Annotated in this window: 15 protein-coding genes and 2 pseudogenes; 7 read left to right on the top strand and 10 right to left on the bottom strand. The window is 68.9% G+C overall.

What is annotated here, in order from left to right; translation table 11 throughout:
* Positions 1-65: 65 nt before the first annotated feature.
* Positions 66-1,694 (top strand): carboxylesterase/lipase family protein, encoded by a 1,629-nt coding sequence (locus G6034_RS06875; RefSeq protein WP_176634373.1) that lies wholly within the window; start codon positions 66-68, stop codon positions 1,692-1,694.
* On the opposite strand, the gene G6034_RS06870 is transcribed toward G6034_RS06875, so the two are convergent.
* The 4 genes from G6034_RS06870 to ligA all read right to left on the bottom strand — a co-directional run bounded on the left by G6034_RS06870 (position 1,664) and on the right by ligA (position 6,445).
* On the bottom strand, positions 1,664-2,635 hold the full coding sequence (locus tag G6034_RS06870) for a DMT family transporter (RefSeq protein ID WP_176634372.1): 972 nt from the start codon (positions 2,633-2,635) through the stop codon (positions 1,664-1,666). The two genes, G6034_RS06875 and G6034_RS06870, sit on opposite strands and share 31 nt — an antisense overlap.
* A 162-nt stretch (positions 2,636-2,797) precedes the next feature.
* A complete protein-coding gene (locus G6034_RS06865; protein ID WP_176634371.1) occupies positions 2,798-3,214 on the bottom strand; it encodes a VOC family protein in 417 nt (138 codons plus the stop codon).
* 64 nt (positions 3,215-3,278) lie between these two features.
* A complete protein-coding gene (locus G6034_RS06860) occupies positions 3,279-4,118 on the bottom strand; it encodes an inositol monophosphatase family protein (RefSeq protein WP_176634370.1) in 840 nt (279 codons plus the stop codon).
* Positions 4,115-6,445 carry an NAD-dependent DNA ligase LigA gene (ligA, locus tag G6034_RS06855; RefSeq protein ID WP_176634369.1) on the bottom strand — a complete coding sequence of 777 codons (2,331 nt, stop codon included), beginning with the start codon at positions 6,443-6,445 and terminating at the stop codon, positions 4,115-4,117. Before ligA ends, G6034_RS06860 begins: the two co-directional genes overlap by 4 nt.
* 233 nt (positions 6,446-6,678) lie before the next feature.
* On the opposite strand from ligA, the gene G6034_RS06850 reads away from it, so the two are divergent.
* The 3 genes from G6034_RS06850 to G6034_RS20440 all read left to right on the top strand — a co-directional run bounded on the left by G6034_RS06850 (position 6,679) and on the right by G6034_RS20440 (position 7,978).
* Positions 6,679-6,873, top strand: a complete 195-nt coding sequence (locus G6034_RS06850; RefSeq protein WP_176634368.1) for a hypothetical protein — start codon at positions 6,679-6,681, stop codon at positions 6,871-6,873.
* A 14-nt stretch (positions 6,874-6,887) separates the two neighbouring features.
* Positions 6,888-7,259 carry an uL13 family ribosomal protein gene (locus tag G6034_RS06845; protein ID WP_176634367.1) on the top strand — a complete coding sequence of 124 codons (372 nt, stop codon included), beginning with the start codon at positions 6,888-6,890 and terminating at the stop codon, positions 7,257-7,259.
* 521 nt (positions 7,260-7,780) lie between these two features.
* On the top strand, positions 7,781-7,978 hold the full coding sequence (locus G6034_RS20440) for a transposase (RefSeq protein WP_176634366.1): 198 nt from the start codon (positions 7,781-7,783) through the stop codon (positions 7,976-7,978).
* A 633-nt stretch (positions 7,979-8,611) separates the two neighbouring features.
* Here the strand turns inward: G6034_RS20440 and G6034_RS06835 are convergent.
* Both G6034_RS06835 and G6034_RS06830 read right to left on the bottom strand, forming a co-directional pair.
* A complete protein-coding gene (locus tag G6034_RS06835) occupies positions 8,612-9,295 on the bottom strand; it encodes a hypothetical protein (protein ID WP_176634365.1) in 684 nt (227 codons plus the stop codon).
* 12 nt (positions 9,296-9,307) lie between these two features.
* Positions 9,308-9,712 carry a hypothetical protein gene (locus G6034_RS06830; RefSeq protein ID WP_176634364.1) on the bottom strand — a complete coding sequence of 135 codons (405 nt, stop codon included), beginning with the start codon at positions 9,710-9,712 and terminating at the stop codon, positions 9,308-9,310.
* Between the two features lie 511 nt (positions 9,713-10,223).
* Between G6034_RS06830 and G6034_RS20435 the strand changes: the two are divergent.
* Together G6034_RS20435 and G6034_RS20430 are read left to right on the top strand one after the other, a co-directional pair.
* Positions 10,224-10,403: pseudogene (locus tag G6034_RS20435) on the top strand (hypothetical protein); the annotation flags it as partial.
* A gap of 287 nt (positions 10,404-10,690) precedes the next feature.
* The gene (locus G6034_RS20430) at positions 10,691-11,002 is read left to right on the top strand and encodes a DUF6226 family protein (RefSeq protein ID WP_176634363.1); all 312 of its coding nucleotides are present in this window, start codon (positions 10,691-10,693) and stop codon (positions 11,000-11,002) included.
* Positions 11,003-11,042: 40 nt separating this feature from the next.
* On the opposite strand, the gene G6034_RS06820 is transcribed toward G6034_RS20430, so the two are convergent.
* The 4 genes and pseudogenes from G6034_RS06820 to helR form a co-directional block, all read right to left on the bottom strand.
* Complete coding sequence (locus G6034_RS06820; protein ID WP_176634362.1) at positions 11,043-11,660, bottom strand: HAD family hydrolase; 618 nt, start codon at positions 11,658-11,660, stop codon at positions 11,043-11,045.
* Between the two features lie 60 nt (positions 11,661-11,720).
* Positions 11,721-12,820, bottom strand: a pseudogene (locus G6034_RS06815) (aminotransferase-like domain-containing protein); the annotation flags it as partial.
* Complete coding sequence (locus tag G6034_RS06810) at positions 12,792-13,745, bottom strand: EamA family transporter (protein WP_176634361.1); 954 nt, start codon at positions 13,743-13,745, stop codon at positions 12,792-12,794. The pseudogene G6034_RS06815 and the gene G6034_RS06810, both read right to left, overlap by 29 nt.
* Before the next feature lie 58 nt (positions 13,746-13,803).
* Entirely contained in the window at positions 13,804-15,963 is a 2,160-nt protein-coding gene (helR, locus tag G6034_RS06805) for an RNA polymerase recycling motor ATPase HelR (protein ID WP_176634360.1), read from the bottom strand.
* 209 nt (positions 15,964-16,172) lie between these two features.
* On the opposite strand from helR, the gene G6034_RS06800 reads away from it, so the two are divergent.
* Complete coding sequence (locus G6034_RS06800) at positions 16,173-16,820, top strand: maleylpyruvate isomerase family mycothiol-dependent enzyme (RefSeq protein ID WP_176634359.1); 648 nt, start codon at positions 16,173-16,175, stop codon at positions 16,818-16,820.
* Positions 16,821-17,158: the final 338 nt, after the last annotated feature.

Genomic DNA, 17,158 nt, shown 5'->3' with positions numbered 1-17,158 from the left:
TGCAACAGGGTACGCCCGTGGGCCGGCGCGTGCCCGGCGACAGCCTTGTTCCGTAGCATGGAGGGATGGCCGCCCAGCATTCACTCATCGATCCCAGCACGCCTCCCGTCGCCGCCACCTGCGCCGGGCAGGTCCGCGGCCTGTGGCGGCCCTGCCCTGAAACCGCCGCCGGACCCGGAGCCTTCAGCCATTCCGCGGCATTCCTGGGCATCCCCTTCGGCGAAGCGCCCGTCGGCCCGCTGCGCTTCGCCGCGCCGGTGCCGCATGCGCGCTGGGACGGCGTGCGCGGCGCCCTCGAACACGGGCCCACGCCGCAGCGGCCGGGCCCGCCGGCGCACACCCTCATCCCGGAACCGTCCGTGCCGGGCGCATCCACGCTGAACCTGGACGTCTTCACCCCGGCGCCGTCCGTGGCGGCGGCGCTCCCGGTCCTGGTGTACATCCACGGCGGCGGTTTCACGGCCGGCTCCCCCGCCAGCCCCTGGTACGACGGCGCCGCCTTCAACCGCGACGGTGTCGTCACAGTCAACGTCTCCTACCGGCTTGGCTTCGACGGCTTTGGCCTGGTGGACGGCGCCCCGGACAACCGCGCCGTCCTCGACTGGCTGCTGGCCCTGGAGTGGGTGCAGGCGAACATTGCCGCGTTTGGCGGCGACCCGGCCCGGGTGACCCTGGCGGGGCAGTCGGCCGGGGGCGGCGCAGTCCTGACCCTCTTGGGCATGCCCCAGGCGCAGCACCTTTTCGCGCAGGCCTACTGCCTCTCCGGCGCGCTCGGCGACGTCCCCCGCGACCGGGCGGGCGCGCTCGCGGAGCGGCTGGCGGCACTGGCCGGCGTCGAGCCCACCGTGGAGGGGTTCGCCTCGGTGCCTGAGGAGCGCCTGCTCGAGCTCCAGCCCAGGGCGCTGGAGGCCGGCGGCGGGATGTTTTCGGTCCTGCGGCGCGTGCTGGACGGCGGGCAGTCGCTGGGCCCCATGGTCGACGGCGAACTCATCACCGCGCCCACGCCCGACTCCCTGCGCGCCGGCACCGGCGCCGGCAAGCCGCTGGTGCTGGGCACGGCCGACGACGAATTTGCCATGGCCCTGGGCCGCCTGGCGTCCAAGCTGCGTTTTGTCCCGTCGCGGCTGCTCCTGGGCCAGGCCGGACTGGCGCGGGGGCGCCGCAGCAGCTACCTGGCCGCCAACAAGGATGTGGCGCGGCTGGGCTCCGCGGCGGTGCTGGGCAGGTACATCAGCGATGCCGTCTTCCGGAGCACCGCGCTCACGGTGGCCGAATCGCGGGCGGCGGGGGCCGCTGCCCGGGCCGCTGCCCGGGCCGCCGGGTCCGGGACCGCCGGGTCCGGGTCCGTCGAGTACGCTGATGGGTCCCCGGCCGGGGCCGCCGCGGCCGCGAACCCTGCCGGGACCTGGCTGTACCGGTTCTCGTGGCGTTCACCGGTGTTTGGCCGGGCCGTGCACTGCCTGGATGTGCCATTCTTCTTCGACTGCCTGGGCACCGGCGGGATTGACGCCCTGGCCGGCAAGTCGCCCCCGCAGGCCCTCGCCGACGAGGTCCATGCAGCCGCTGTGTCCTTCGCGATCTCCGGCGATCCGGGATGGGACGGCCATGACGGGGACCGGCCGACCAAGGTCTTTGACACGCCCGCGTCGGTGGTGCCCGACGGCTACGCGTCGGTGCGCCCCCTGCTGGACTGATCCGCAGCACTGCGGCCGACGGGTGCGTGCCTGCGCCCCCACCGTCCGACGCCGGACAGGCGGCCCTGGCTGATGGCGATCCCTGCCACGACAATGACGGCGCCGACGGGCTGGTTCCAGCTGACGGGTTCGGACAGGACGGCGACGCCCAGGCTGACGCCGACCACCGGCGTGAGGTAGGTGACGGTCGATGCGTTGGCCGCGCCCCAGGCGGCCACCAGGTTGGTGTTCCACACGTAGGCGAGGCCGGTCCCGGCCATGCCGAGGATGAGGATGCTGACCACCACGCGCGGGGTGAGGTGGACGGGAGCCGTGGCAATCCACGGCGCAAGGATCAGCATGATCAGGGCGCCGAGGCCCACCTGTACCGTGGCCAGGGACAGGGCCGGCAGGCCGCGCGGTGAGACAAAGCGCCGCAGGTAGACGAAGCCGAGGCCGTAGCAGGCGGTGGCCGCGAGGCAGGACGCCTGGGCGGCCAGGGTGCCGCCGCCGGTCCCACGCCAGGGTCCCAGGACGATGACGACGCCGAGGAAGCCGGCGAGCAGCCCCAACAGGCGGACCCGGGTGGGCCGTTCCCGGGGCAGCGCCGCGAGTGCCACGAGCGTGGTCATGAGCGGGGTGGTGGCGTTGTAGATGCTGGCCAGGCCGGAGCCGATGGTCTGTTCGGCCCACGAATACAGCAGAAACGGTGCAACGCACAGCAGCACCGAGACCACGAGCAGATGGGCCCACACCGCCGGTTCGGTGGGCAGCCTTTGCCGGGCGGCCAGCGAGATGGCGGCCAGCGCCACTGCCCCGGCACCGAGCCGGCCCAGCACCACCTGGGCCGGCGACAGGCCCTCAAGGCCAATCGCAATGAACAGGAAGCTGGCACCCCAAACCAGGGCCAAGGTGACAAATTGGGCCAGCGGCCATTTGCTGGTGGAACTCGTCGTGGACATTCGCATCCTTCGTTACAGCCGCCGTTGGCCGCCGGGTTCGGTGGCACCACCCCTACAGACGTTGCCCGGGTGTAAAACGTGAGATTGCCTGGCCCCAGCCGCCAGGGCGGACCGTATTCCGAGCCAGCGCCGCCATGACCGGCTGCCACGGTTTCGCGCCCGTCATGCACCTTCCCCCGGGCCCTCGATGTTGCACACCAGCTGCCACACGTAGCCGTCCGGGTCCGTGACGGTGCCAATGTACTGCCGGCGCCCGCTCGCGTGGTCGATCACTTGAGGTGCGGAGGCCGATCCCCCGGCCGTCCTTGCCGTTGTCAGCAGCCGGTCAACCTCGGCGGTGGACCTGATCGCGCAGCTGAGCACTCCGTCGCTGCGTCCGGCAACCGCACCGGCCGCAAGTCCGGTGTTGCGGGCAAAGTCCTCCGGCCCGGCCAGGAACAAGGTCAGCCCGGGCAGCTCAAGGCACGCGATGCCAAACATGAGCCTGGCATTGTCCATGCCCAGCCCGTCGCGGTAAAACGCCAGCGAGCGCGCGGCATCCGCCACCACCCGGGAGAGCACCACCCCGTCGGTTTCCATCTCGATCATCCTTTCGTCCGGACTGGTCCATCCGGACTGGTCCATCCGGGCTAGTCCATCCGGGCTAGTCCGACGGCGCGAAGTTGCCTTCCAGCCCCGGCACGCAGGCGGCGGTCCACACGGAGAGCACTTCCTCCCGCGACGGCAGGCCGTTGACGGCCGGGGTCAGCTCCGGCCTGCGGACCCACGCGCCCGCCTCCTCGGCAATCAACGCGGCGGCGGCAAAGTCGTGCTCAAAGAGCCCGTATTCCAGGTAGCCGTCCACGCCGCCCTCGGCCACGGCACACAGTTCCAGTGCGGCTGAACCGAGCCGGCGGAAATCGCCGAACTTGTCCATGCGCCCGTTCAGTTCGGATACCAGGCGGCGCCGCACCACCGGATCGGACGTCAGGGCGGTGGACAAAAGCGTGCCGCCGCGGGCCTCCAGCGGTCCCCGGAGCCGTCGGACGCCCTGGACGCCGTCGGCCCGGACCTCGTCCAGCCAGGCGCCTCCCCCGCGGGAGGCGAAATAGGTGCGCCGCAGGGCAGGTGCGCTGACCACCCCGGCCAGCCATCCGCCGTCGGGCCCCATCACGGCCACCGAGGTGCCGTAGTAGGCGATGTTGCGGATGAAGTTCATGGTGCCGTCGAGCGGGTCGATGCTCCACCGGCAGCCGGACGGTTCCGCGGGCAGCGCCGGCGCCAGTTCCTCGCCCGTGATGACGTCGTGCGGGCGGGAGTCGGTGATGACGGCGCGCACGGCCCGCTCGGCGGCAAGGTCGAAGGCCGTGACCCAGTCTGAGTCGGAGGATTTTTCCGTGGCGCCGAAGCCTTCGGGGTCCCGCGCGGCCAGGACGGCGGCACCGGCGGCGGCCGCCCGCAGCGCCACCTCCAGCAGTTCATCAATGGATGCGGCGTGGCTCATGCGTCCTCCCCTTCTTCTGCGAATACAGCTTGATCGTCCGGTTCAGCGGCAGGCCCCTCGGCGAGCAGCCGCACGAATCCGTCCTCGTCCAGCACTTTCACACCCAGCGATTCGGCCTTGTCCAGCTTCGTGCCCGCGTTCTCTCCCGCGACCACATAGGACGTCTGCCTCGAGACCGAGCCGGCTGCCTTGCCGCCGCGGGTGATGATGGCCTCCTTGGCCTCGTCCCGGCTGAAGTTGGGCAGCGTCCCGGTCACCACAAGCGTCAGGCCTTCCAGTGTGCGCGGGGTTGATTCGTCCACCTCGTCCTGCATCCGCACCCCGGCCGCAGCCCACGCGTCCACGATCTCCCGGTGCCAGTCCACCGCAAACCACTCCACGAGCGCCTCGGCAATGATGGGCCCGACGCCGTCCACGTCGGCCAGCGCAACTTCGGACGCGGCCCGGATGGCGTCCATCGAGCCGAACGCAGTGGCCAGGGCACGCGACGCCGTGGGGCCGACGTGCCGGATGGACAGTGCCACCAGCACGCGCCACAGCGGCTGCGACTTCGCCTTCTCCAGTTCCTCGAACAGCTTCTCGGTGTTCCTGGTGGGCACCGACGGCTTCTTGGCCGTCGCCTTCGTGTAGAAATACGGCACCTGCTGGAAGCGGCCCGTACCCTCGCCCTTGGCCCGGATTTCCCGCCACACCACGACGCCGGACAGGTCCAGGTCCGCGATGGTGAAGACATCCGCCTCGCTGGTGAGCGGGCCGGGGCCGGAAGGCATGATGACCCCGCCGTTCTCCGCCGGGTCGGGACCGGGGCCGGTGGTCAGCGCGGCCGCGGCCTCGTAGCCCAGGGCCTCGATGTCGAAGCCGCCGCGGCCGGCCAGGTGCGCCACGCGCTCGGTCAGCTGGGCCGGGCAGGACCGCGCGTTGGGGCAGCGGATGTCAATGTCGCCCTCCTTGGCGGGGGCCAGTTCGGTGCCGCACGACGGGCAGTGCGTGGGCATCACGAATTCGCGCTCGTCCCCGGTCCGCAGCGCCACCACCGGGCCCACAACTTCCGGGATGACGTCCCCGGCCTTGCGCAGGACCACGGTGTCGCCAATGAGCACGCCCTTGGCCTTGACCACGTCCTGGTTGTGCAGGGTGGCCATTTCCACCGTGGATCCGGCTACCTTGACCGGTGTCATGACGGCGTAGGGCGTGACGCGGCCGGTGCGCCCCACGTTGACACGGATGTCCAGCAGCTTGGTGTTGACCTCTTCCGGCGGGTACTTGTAGGCCACGGACCAGCGCGGCACCCGCGAGGTGTGGCCCAGTTCGCGCTGGGTGGCGAAGTCATCCACCTTGACCACGATGCCGTCAATCTCATGGATGAGGTCGTGCCGGTGTTCTCCGTAGTGGGCGATGAACCCCATCACCTCCTCCAGCGTGTCCAGCACCTTGTAGTACGGGCTGGTGGGCATGCCCCATTCCTTGAGCTGCGCGTAGGTCTGCGACTGGCTTGTGGTTTCCAGGCCTTCGCGGGCACCGATGCCGTGCACGTACATGCTCAGCGGCCGCTTGGCGGTCTCCGCCGGGTCCTTCTGCCGCAGCGAGCCGGCCGCCGTGTTGCGCGGGTTCGCATACGGCGCCCTGCCGGCCGCCACCATCTGCTCATTGAGCGCCGCAAAATCCTTGGAGGCGATGTACACCTCTCCACGGACTTCCATCTCGGCCGGGAAGCCGGTGCCGTGCAGCTTCTGCGGGATGTCCTTGATGGTGGCCACGTTGTGGGTGATGTCCTCCCCCGTGGTGCCGTCGCCGCGCGTCGCGGCCCGCACCAGCACGCCGTCGCGGTACAGCAGGTTCACGGCCAGGCCGTCGATCTTCAGCTCGGTGAGCCACTGGGGCGCCGTCCCGTGCCGCTTCTCCACCGACGCCTCGGCCCGGCGCAGCCAGGCTTCCAGCTCGGCCAGGGAGAAGACGTCCTCCAGCGAGTACATGCGTGTCAGATGGTCGACGGCGGCAAACGCCACCGAGACATCCCCACCCACCACCTGGGTCGGGGAATCGTTGGTGACCAGTTCGGGGTTGAGGGCCTCAATCCGCTCCAGTTCGCTGTAGAGGCGGTCGAACTCCGCATCCGAGACGAGGGGGGCGTCGTCGTTGTAATACGCGGCCCGGTACTTTTGGACCAGCTCAACAAGGTCGGCGTAGCGCTCCCGTGCCGATGTGGACGGGGTCCGGGCGGGCTCGACGGCGGGCTCGACGGCGTCCTCGACGTCATCCGGCACGCCGGCTTCGGGTACGGCAGATGTGGGCGTTGCTGCATCTGGATTCTCAGGCTGGCTAGTCACGGTTCCATCTTGCCGCAAAACGTCCCGGGGCGCTCCACCGGATCCCTGCCGTGTCTTGGCCGCAAGGGCCGCCGTTTGCCGGTCTTTGCGGCCGGCGATTGTTACGCCCCGGACGGATTGCCGCCGTGCCGTCGATCACAGCACTTGGCCATCGGGGCGCCCCGTCACGTACCGTGGAAGGCGGTGCCTCAACGACGAGGCGGCCGGAAGACAATCAAAGGAAGCAATGGCGCATGAGCTTTGAATCGCACTCCATGACCCTCAAGATCTGGGACCACTCAACCATTGAGCCCACCCTGGATTCTGCCATCACCCACATTTCAAGCCGGGCGAACGCCCCGAGGGAACGTGTCCGGGTAACGCGCAGCGGACCGAACCTGTTCACGGTCAGCACGTCCGAGGAATCCCACACCCACTCCGGCATTTAGCCGGAGGGAGCCCAATGCGCCGCCGCAATCTGGCATTGCGGCGGCGCGTTTGCGTTCCCGGGGGGACGGACCATGGGAACCTCGGCTGCCTGCTCTCCTTCCTGGGGCTGGTCGCTGCAGCATTCGTCGCACTCATCCTGATGGGGCATGCCACCCCCGGGGTCATGCCCGGGCTCCTGTGCGGCGGATTCGTGGTCGTGGTTGCAGCGGGATCACTGGTGCTGTTCCCGGCGGACTGGCCACCGTCCTACGCCCCGGTCCCCGCCGTCACTGGATACTGGGGGCGTGTCTTCCATTGTGAGTGCGTGCCTTCCATTGTGACGGCAGTGCTCCAGATGACGGTGCTCCAGATGACTCCGGCTTCGAGGACGGCTGCTGCCTGGTAGACGACGGCGGCTTCGTAGGAGCCGCCGTCTGGGGAGCGCCATTGCCTGGGGTGTATGAGCTGCGATCGACTTTCGTTTCGGCCTTTGCATGCCTCTTTCCCGTAGCGTGGTTGACGGCTTCCGGCAGAGCCTTTGCGCTTACTCGTCTCCCTATTTCTGGATGACACATTGGAAGCCACGGCCACCCGAATAGGCCCGGTCCGCCTTGGCGGGGCATGCCTTGTCGGCCACGCTGGCGCTGGCCGGGTCCGCAAGTTTTCGTCCACCCGGGCGTTCATCTTCGTCGTCAATCCGCCGCGGAACTTCCCCATCGCGTGGTCACAGCTGATGGAGGCCGGGAAGCCATCGGTCCCGGACCGGGCGTTGATCACGCCGCTGGTCGGTGACGCGCAAGCCCGGTGCCTGCCGAGGTTCCCCGGGCCGGGCGGGAACGTTCGAACGGGCCGTGGTGGCCAGGCGCCGGCACCGGCCGGGCTCCGTTGAGTATGTCGTGCTGTCCTTCTCCACCCGTGGAATGACGCATGGGGACGTCGCCGCGCACCTGGCCGACGTGTACGGCTGGATGGATCTCCAAGACGTCGATCTCCACGATCACCGAGACGGTGTTGGACAGGATGGCCGAATGGCAGAACCGGCCCTTGAATCCGGCGTATCCGCTCTTGTGGGCCGGTGCGGTGGTGAAGGCGCCAGGTACTGGCTTCAGGTGCGGGCTTGGATGAGGGATCGCTGCGTCGACGACGTCCTCGTCTGTGACGGACTGACAGGGCTGCCGGACGCGCGGCCGCCGTGTGGCCGGAGACGGTAGTGCACGCTTGGATCGTGCACTTGATGCGCAACAACTTCCGCCCCTACGCCCGGCAGGGCTGGGACAAGATCTCCCGGGCGCTCAACGCGCCTGCCAGGCTGCGATGGTCTCCGCAGCCGAGGAGCGGTTCCCGGAATTTGGGCAGGAATGCGCCCGGAAGTACCCGCCGATCCTCATGATCTGGGAAAACGCCTGGGTGCGATTTCGTGCCGTTCCTGCCGTTCGTGCCGTTCCTGCCGTTCGGCCAAGGTATCCGCCGGATCGTGGGCACCACGAACGCCATCTAGTCCGTCCACGCCCGGGTCCGCAAAGCCGTCAGGGCCCGCAGGCACTTCCCCAACGAGCAGTCCGGACCCGGATTCGTCCACCTCGCGGTCATGGCCTTGGACCCGAACGGCAAAGGCGGGCCAGCTGGACCCAACGATGGAAATACACCCCAACACCTTCGAAATCGCCTTCGACGCCCGGCTCCCCGCAAGTCGTCGCCAACCCACTATTTGCAACTCAGTTACAGTGTCAAATTGACAGTCCCGGGCGTCGCCAGCCCTTAGCCCGGGAACCCGAAGCAGGGGTAGAAGTCCTCCACGCCAGGGCGGGCCACTTCGATGCAGCGGGACTTCACCTGCTCCAGTGACGCCTCACTGTCAGTGCCCGCAGCCGTGCGCCCGTTGACCGTGACAGACACCTTTGCCGTGGCGGTGCGCCTCAGGTTGTTGTCTGTTGCATTGACGTTGCCCTCACCGGGGAAGTTCGCGTGGTTGTGCACGGTGGAATGCTCCAGCGGGCCGGTGCCGGTCCAGGCCGCGGCGAGGCCGATGGTGACGGGGTTGCCGTTGCCGTCGGTGCCGGGCAGTTCGGTGCTGATGGAGGCGGCGGTCAACCTCGGATCAACCACCAAAGGCGCCATGTTCTGGCCCTCTGCCTCGAACAGCACCACGCCCGGGCCGGCCGCAGCGGCGACCCCACCGGCCGTTGTGGCGCAGATATCGGTGATGCGCAGGAACACGCTGGTCAGGCCCTGTTTGTTCACGGGACCGGGCTGGTCGGCGTATTGGGCCACGCTCGAGTCGACGAAGATTTGGGTCTGCTCGCAGCCGACAGTTTCGACCACCTGGGTGAAGCCGTTGGTTGAGGAAATCGTGTGGTAGATGTTGGGAGCGGCCCCGGCGGGTGCCACACCCACGGCCAACAGGGCCGCCGTCGACAATCCAGTAAGCAAGCGTTTCATCATGACTCCTTTGTCCTATTTGAGGCTGAGCACCTCGTCGATGGGGCGCCCGTTAATGAAAACCTGGGCACTCGTGGCCCCGGACGCGGCCATGGCCGTGTACTCCAGCTGTGCCTTCGCGCGGGGGATGTCGCACACACCGGCCAGCATGAACTGCCCACTGAGCCGGATGGTGATGGTGCTGCCGGTCAGCTCACCACCGGCGTAGCTGAGGTTCGAGCGGTACAGGACGTTCACCAACCCGGACTGGCTGACGTCTCGGCTCTTGTTCGCGAGCAGGGTCCCGATGCTGGGGGCCACCTGGTCCGTGAATCGGACCGGAGCCGTGGTCGTGGCGACGAGGCTGTCGCCGCAGCCGATCGCGGGTCCCGAGACGCCGTTGTCACCAACAGCAACGTAGTAGATCGTCAGCGGAGCCACCTGCTCCGGGAATGCAGGAGTGGTTGGTTGCTCCGTCGCCGTCGGGCTCGCCGGGGCGGACGACGGCGGGGCAGCGGTTGTCGGGGGCGAGCTCGCCGCCGTCGTCGGTGTCGCGTTGGGGCCCGCTGTTGTGGTCGGGGCCGCGGAACTGCTCGTGGGGGCCGGGACGAGTGGACCGAAACAACCTGTGAGCACGATCAGGGCGGCGGGCCAGAGAACGCTGAACGCCGAAAATCCATGCCTGGCCATGATGCCCCTTTTGGTGCGGTCCCCGTAATTTCAGTACACGCCTTCAACCTACGTCCGGGCCGCTTTCCGGCACAGGGGCTTAGGTCCCGCCTCAAACGAGGCCAAGCGCTGGGGCTCCATAGCGTGGCACCTGCTGCTGGCGCCTCCGGACGAGCAGCGCCCAGTGCAGCAGCAACTGCCGGATCTTCGGTTGGTCGCCCAGGATGCCGTGGCTAATCCACCTCGGGCGTGATGCTGCCGGACGTAAGGCGACCACCGCGTAATTCTTGAAACGACCTACCAAAGTACCTTTCGAAAGAGAGCCCACGCGAAGACGGCACCCGATGTTATCGATCCTGACCGCAACCTGAAAGAACAGCCCCGGCAGGCCCCACCGGATCTGACGCGATCCATGCCCACCACCTTCATCAACGCGCTGATGAGTACCGGGGTCGACGTGCTCCCTTTCCACTTCCTGCAGCCTGTGGGGTGGGGCCCACCCACGGGCTGGCCACCGCTGCCCCGCAGGTGGGCGTTGGGCCACCGGCCGCCGCGCACTCGGCGAAAGCGTCCTCGAGGTGCGACTGCTGGGGCGCGCCCGGGATCGTTTTCAAGATTGAGCAAGACACCCACGGCGTTCATGGCACCAGTGTCCCACCTGTGTGCGGGCAGGTTCCCTGACGTCAGCGGCGAAGGCAGCGGCTGCCGTCACCGGAATACAGCCCCTAAAGCCCGGGCTGCTGTGTAGCCATGAGCCAGTACCGGCGTCCGAGCTTCCCGACCCTGGCCTACAGGGACGGCCACGGGCTTCCCATCGAGTACGGCCGGCGGTGGGACAGTGGTTCCGCTCCGGGCGATGCCTATTCGCGCACCAGCAACCTGCAGCGTTTCGCGCCCCTGCATAACGCTGCAACGGCACTCGTGGAGTGGCTGCAGGCCACTGTCGACGTGGCGGTCCAGGACAGACCGGTGGCCGCCAACGAACTGCTCCCGCAGCCGGAGCGCGTGAGGCAAGGCCGGATTCGGCTGCCGCCACACGGCAATTGCTCGCCCTGGCCCTGACGTCCCGGGGCGGATTCGAGAACCCGGGACCGCCAGCCGGTCACCGGCAAACTGCTGAGGACAGCGCGTCCAGGAGATCCATTCCGGGTGTGTAGTGAACGGTGTTCAGGCCAAGTTCCCCAGCCGTGGCAATGTTGGCGTGGTTGTCGTCAATGAACACGACGTTCCGTGTTTCGGCGCCCAGCTCGGCGACTACATGGTCAAAGATGCGCGGGTCGGGTTTGACCATTCCGAGTTCCCCGCTGAAGTACAGCTTGGAGAAATAGCCCACCCAGGGTGAACCCGCAGCGTACCGGCCGGCCATTTGGGCGGGCATATTTGACAGGAGGGCAAGATTTGACTGCCCGGTATGGAGAGTCTCCAGCACCGCCAGCGTCTCCGCGTTCAGGTGCGACCACTGCATGGCATCCATGGCCTCAAGCGCATCGACTTCCGCAGCGTCCACCGCACGGCCCAGCACACCCGACCAGTACTCCTTGGGGGTCAGTTTCCCGGCGTCGAATGGCTCGCGCATGGCCCAGTACGGGCTTGTCCTTTCCTCAAGTTCCCGGCCGGCTGCCCCTTCCAGGGCTGCCCAGTCCGCCGCTTCCGGCGCCATGGAAATGACCATGCCGTAGTCAAAGAGGTACCAAACATCCGAACGCGATATGGCTGTCATCGTTTCAGCGTAGCCGCACCCCACGGGGCCGGCGCCCGGCTGCCGCACCGTCCACGGCAGCTACCGGCCGTTGCGCCGCAGCGCCAAACCCAGCTGCCGGCCCCCTTCCGGAAAGGCCCCCCGGGTTCGGCCCGGAACAGTTGAGGCGGATGAACGGCCCTGCGGGTTCTGCCGGGAACCAATCCTTGCCGGCCGCCATGACGACGCCGGAATCCTCCCAGTCGCGCGTCAGCCGTACGAGGTTGGTGCCGCCCGGCAGGCGCAGCCACAGGTTGAGCCCTCCCTTGGGGATTTGCTCGCTGTGGGCGTCCGGCACGTGCTCCAGCAGGCTTGTGACCATCAGGTCACGGCGGGCCCGGAGGTGGTGGCGGAGGCTGCGACGATGCGTCTGTCACCGGCCAGGTGACCACGTCCAGGGCGGGCGCCTGCAGGGGCCCGCTGACGTACATGGCCTCGGCTCCCGGTCGGCGAGGTGCGCTCCCGTGCCGGTCCCCGCGCCACAACGGCGGCAATGCGGATGGCCGGCGACACGCTCTTGGCCAGCGAGCGGACGTAAATGACGTGCCCGGAATCGTCGCGTGCGGCGACGGGGTCGCTGTCGATGCCGAAATCGTGGGCCCAGTCGTCCTCCACCATGAAGTCCCCGTGTTTACGCACCACGTCCAGGGCCTCCGGGGCCGGGCCGCCGGGCCCGCTGGGCACGGGGACGAGCTTGACGCCGGCATTCCTGGCCGCCAGGATGGCCCCCCAGTAGCTCGGCGCTTCGATGGGCAGGGGACGCCCGCGGCCCACCGGGGCGCTGACGATGGAGCTCAGCCCACCCTGGCCTCCCGGCAGCACGATCACGTCGCTGGGCGTCGGCGTGTTGATGCCCAACGGCGTCGCGGCCCCAGTTCGCGGGCAAACCAGGACTGCAGTTCCGGCAGGCCCGCACCGGACGGCCGGGACAGTGCCGCGTCGCTGCGCGCCGCACGCACCAGGGCCGCCTGCACCAGCCGCTCCGGCAGCAGTTCCCGGTCCGGACAGCCGGAATGGAGGGCGATGGCGTGGTTCGGGACGCTGCGCATGGTCGACGAGTCAGTGGCCGGAAACGGCTGGTGCGGCCCCAGGCCAGTGTTCAGCCACGTCGGATCAGTCGCTGAGCTCTTGCTCCGGGCCCGGCAGCACCACGGCCCGGCTTTCCGAAGCGGGCCGCCGCCGGTGGCCTGAACGGGGCTTGAGTCCGCTGATCAGGACGCTGACCACGATGAGGGCGGCACCGGCCAGGGCCACGCCGGGAAGCCGGTCGCCGGCAAGACGTCCGACGATGCCGGCCCAGACAGGTTCACCCGTGTAGATGATCGTGGCCCGGGTGGGCGAAACGGACTTTTGCGCCCAGTTCATGGTTGCCTGAATGACACAGCTGGCGGCCCCCATGCCTCCTGCCGTGGCCACCCAGACCCAGGAAAAGCCCGGGATGTCCTCATGCACCACGGGAAGGGCAAGGAACCCGAGGACGCCACAGGCGAGCAGCTGCACCACCGTGACCCTGCCGAGGTTGACCTTGCCGGCGAACAGGCTGATCAGGATGATCTCGCCGGCAATCGGCAGGGTGCTGACCACCGTCGCGACCTCCCCCGCGCCCAGGCCCACGTGAACGGCGTCGGGCCCCGCCAGCAGAAGCAGCCCAACAAACGCGAGCGCAACGCCAACAAGGGCCATGGCCGTGGGCCGCTTCCGGAAGGCGGCCCACTGCAGGAGCGGCACCAACGGCACGTACAGTGCGGTCAGGAACGCCGAGGTGCTGCTGCTGACGGTCTGCAGGCCGAACGTCTGGAGGCCGTAGCCGAAGAAGATCATGACGCCGATGGCCACCCCGGCGCCGACGTCCGCCCGGGTCATGCCGCGCAGCACGCGGCGGAACAGGATGCAGGCCAGCAGCCCGGCCACCGTGAACCGAAGCCCCACAAAAAACATCGGGCCGCTGTACTGCATCGCGACGTGGACGGCCAGGAACGTCCCGCCCCAGACAGCCGTGACCGCGACAAGGGCAGCTTCCTGCCGGCTCGGGGAGAGGGACCGCAATGGACCCGGAATGCGCACCACCCTGCATATCCTACGGCGCCGGATAATGGGCACGCCAAGGAAGCGGCGGCATGCGGCGTCAAGCGTCGGCCGTCAGCACCACCAGCCGTTGCGTCGCCCGGGTCATCGCCACGTAGCGGTCCACGGCGCCCTCGACGCCCGCACCGAATTGCTCCGGATCCACCAGCACCACCAGGTCGAATTCGAGGCCCTTCACCAGTTGCGGGGCCAGCCACCTGACCCGGGGAGTCTCGGGCATGGCGTCCGGCTTCACAAGGCTGACAACGCAGGCCACGCCGTCCCCCTCCGCCGCCAGCCAACCGTCGAGGATCGGGGCCAGTTCCGACGTGGTTCCGTGGACAACCGGAACGCCGCTGCTCCTGATCGACACGGGAACATTGGCATCCGGAATCGACCCACGAATCACCGGTTCGGCCTCGGCCATGACTTCCTCCGGCGTACGGTAGTTGACGCCCAGCCCTGCCATCGCCACGCGGTCCAGGCCGATCCGCCGCAGCCGTTCCTCCCACTGCTCCCGGAACCCGTGCCGGGCCTGCGCGCGGTCGCCCACAATCGTGAAGCTGCGCGACGGGCACCGCAGCATCAGCATCAGCCACTGTGCGTCGGTCAGCTCCTGCGCCTCATCCACCACCACGTGGGCAAACGGCCCGGCCAGCGTGTCCGGGCCGGCCGCCGGCAAGGCGTCCATGCCCGCCAGCTTGTCCTGCATGTCCTCCCCGCGCAACATCGACATCACCAGCAGTTCGGAGTCGTCGGCGGCCACCAGGTCTTCCACCACCCGGTCCATGAGCTCCCGTCCCTCATGTGCGACGGCGTCCTGCCGCCGCCTGCGCCGTGCTTCCTCCGGGTCACCGAGGCGATCCCGGGCCGCGTCCAGCAGGGGCAGGTCGGACTCCGTCCAAGCGTCCGGAACGGACCGCTGCAGCTTCTTCACCTCGTCGCTTCCGAGCCACGGCGCGCACAGGCGCAGGTAGGCGGGCACCCTCCAGAGATCCCCCACCAGGTCCGTGTAGCTGATGAGCGGCCACGCCCGGCTGAGCGCTTCAGCCAGGTCCTGGTTTCGCGCCAGCGCCCGGCGAAGCAAGCCTGCGGGGACGTCTCCGCCGTCGTACTTGTCTTCCAGGGTGGTCAACAGTTCCTCCCACACCTCCTCGCGTGCCTCGTTGTGCGGCGCGCCGGGGGCCGGCGAGGCGAAGGCCCCGGCCCAGTCGCCGGCGCTGAGCCAGAGGTCCGCATACGGAGTCTCGACCGCCATCCCGTCGGTGGGCGCCTGCTCATGGAACCTGACGGCGGGCTCGATCGCCTTGACCATGGCCGCGGACGACTTCAGCCGGGCCACCTCCGGGTCCGTCTCGACACCTGCAGCGGCCCCCTCGGGTACCAGGTCGCGCAGCGTGCACGTCTGCACGCCCTCCTCCCCCAGGCTCGGCAGGACGTCCGCCACATAGTTCAGGAACGGCTGGTGCGGGCCCACAAACAGCACGCCGCCCCGGTGGTGCCCGATGCGTGGATCCGAGTAGACGAGGTAGGCGGCGCGGTGCAGGGCGACCACGGTCTTGCCGGTACCCGGGCCGCCGTCGACCACCAGGGCGCCGCGGGACGGTGCGCGGATGATGGCATCCTGGTCGGCGGCAATGGTGCCGAGCACGTCCCGCATCCGGGCCGAGCGGCTGCCGCCCAGGCTGGCGATGAATGCGGAAAGGTCCTCGAGCGCCGCGCTCTTGCCGGCGCCTTCCGCGGTGAAGGCCTCGTCCCAGTAGTCGCTGATCCGGCCGCGGGTCCAGCGATAGCGGCGGCGGCCGGCCAGGCCCATGGGGTTGGCGTGGGTTGCCCCGAAGAACGGCGCAGCCGCCGGCGACCGCCAGTCGATGAGGAGGCGCCGGCCGTCGCTGTCCGTCAGGCCAAGCCGTCCAATGTACAGCGGCTCCGCCCCGTCGGCAGGGACAATGCGGCCGAGGCACAGGTCAAGGCCGAAGCGGCCCAGGGTGCGGAGCCGGGCGGACAGGCGCCGGATTTCGACGTCCCGTTCCACGGCCTCCTGGCCAAGGCGGGCGGGCGCCCTGCGCGCGGCGTCCAGCTCGCGGCCCAGCTCCGTAAGCGTCCGGTCGAGGCTTTCCGCAATGGCCGCGAAGTGCCGTTGGTCGGTGGCAATCAGTGCCGGATCCGCCTTGGCCGCAAGGTTGCCGGGAAGGTTGAACGCGCTGGTGCAAGGCGGCATGCCATCAGCTCCTTTCTGATTGGTTCGCGCGGCGGCACGGCGCACCGGGCGGGCGGCCACGCGGGACCGGTCCGGGCGCCGGCTACCCATTATGCGGCCCATCCCGGGCCTTGCGGCAAGGCCCCCTGTACGTTGTAGATTGGAGTTAAGGGGAAGCTGCATTCCTCCTTTTACTTCGCCCTTACCTCGCAGCCGGCACCGGAGGGTCAATGCCCAATAGCTCGCCGCGCAATACCCTGTGGCAGGCCGCCCACGCGGAGCGTGCCGCGCTGGCCGAGGACCTGGCCACAATCGACGACGCCCAGTGGGCGCTGCCGTCCCTGTGCAACCGGTGGACCATCGAGGACGTCACGGCCCACCTCACTGCGGCGGCCAGCATCGGTCCCCTCCGTTGGATTGCCAGCGCAGTCGGCGCCCGGTTCGACTTCGATCTGCACAACGACCGCCGCCTGGCGGAGCACCGCTGCCCCACTCCTGCCCAGACACTCTCGCGGTTCCGGGCCGTCGTCGGCAGTTCCACCTCACCCCTGGGACCCGTCGAGGCATGGCTGGGTGAGGTGGTGGTGCACAGCGAGGACATCCGCCGCCCGCTCGGGATTGTGCGCGAGGTTCCGATGGCCGCTCTCTTGCCGGTTGCCGCTTTTTTTGCGCGGCGGAACTTCACCATCACCAGCCGGAGCGTCGTCAAGGGGCTGCGCCTTGAGGCCACGGACAGCGCGTTTGTGGCGGACGACGGCGGCCGGCCCGTCTTCGGAACCACCCTCGCCTTGACCATGGCGATGGCCGGGCGCGGCACCTACTGCGACGAGCTGGCCGGACCGGGAGTCGAAACCATCCGGGCCCGCTGCATGCCCTGACCGAGAGGTGGTCCGGGCATGGGAGACGCCCCCGGTGCAGTGTGCAGCGGACCCTCCGGCTCCGCATTCCAGTGGGCGGAGGTGTTGATCTGGCCGCCATGCCCTCCCGGTTGTTGCCAATCAAACCAGCCATGAGGCCCATCCTTGGCCAAGGATCCACCCTGGCAGCTTGTCCATCCGGTTGACTGACCCAAAGCTAACGAACCGCGGCGGGCTGGGTCGATGGGGACCTGGCCCCATGGTCGGTGTCTGCTTCGCAGGCTGCCTCTCGATACTCCTGCGGCCAAGGAGCGACCGTCTTGAGCGCCGGTGTGGCCTTGAGGCCCCGGTGCCCTCCA

Origin of the sequence: Arthrobacter wenxiniae (assembly GCF_013376105.1) — a bacterium.
In the GTDB taxonomy this organism is placed as follows: domain Bacteria; phylum Actinomycetota; class Actinomycetes; order Actinomycetales; family Micrococcaceae; genus Specibacter; species Specibacter wenxiniae.
Note: the sequence above shows the minus strand (reverse complement) of the source record. Positions and strands in the feature narration are given on the sequence as shown.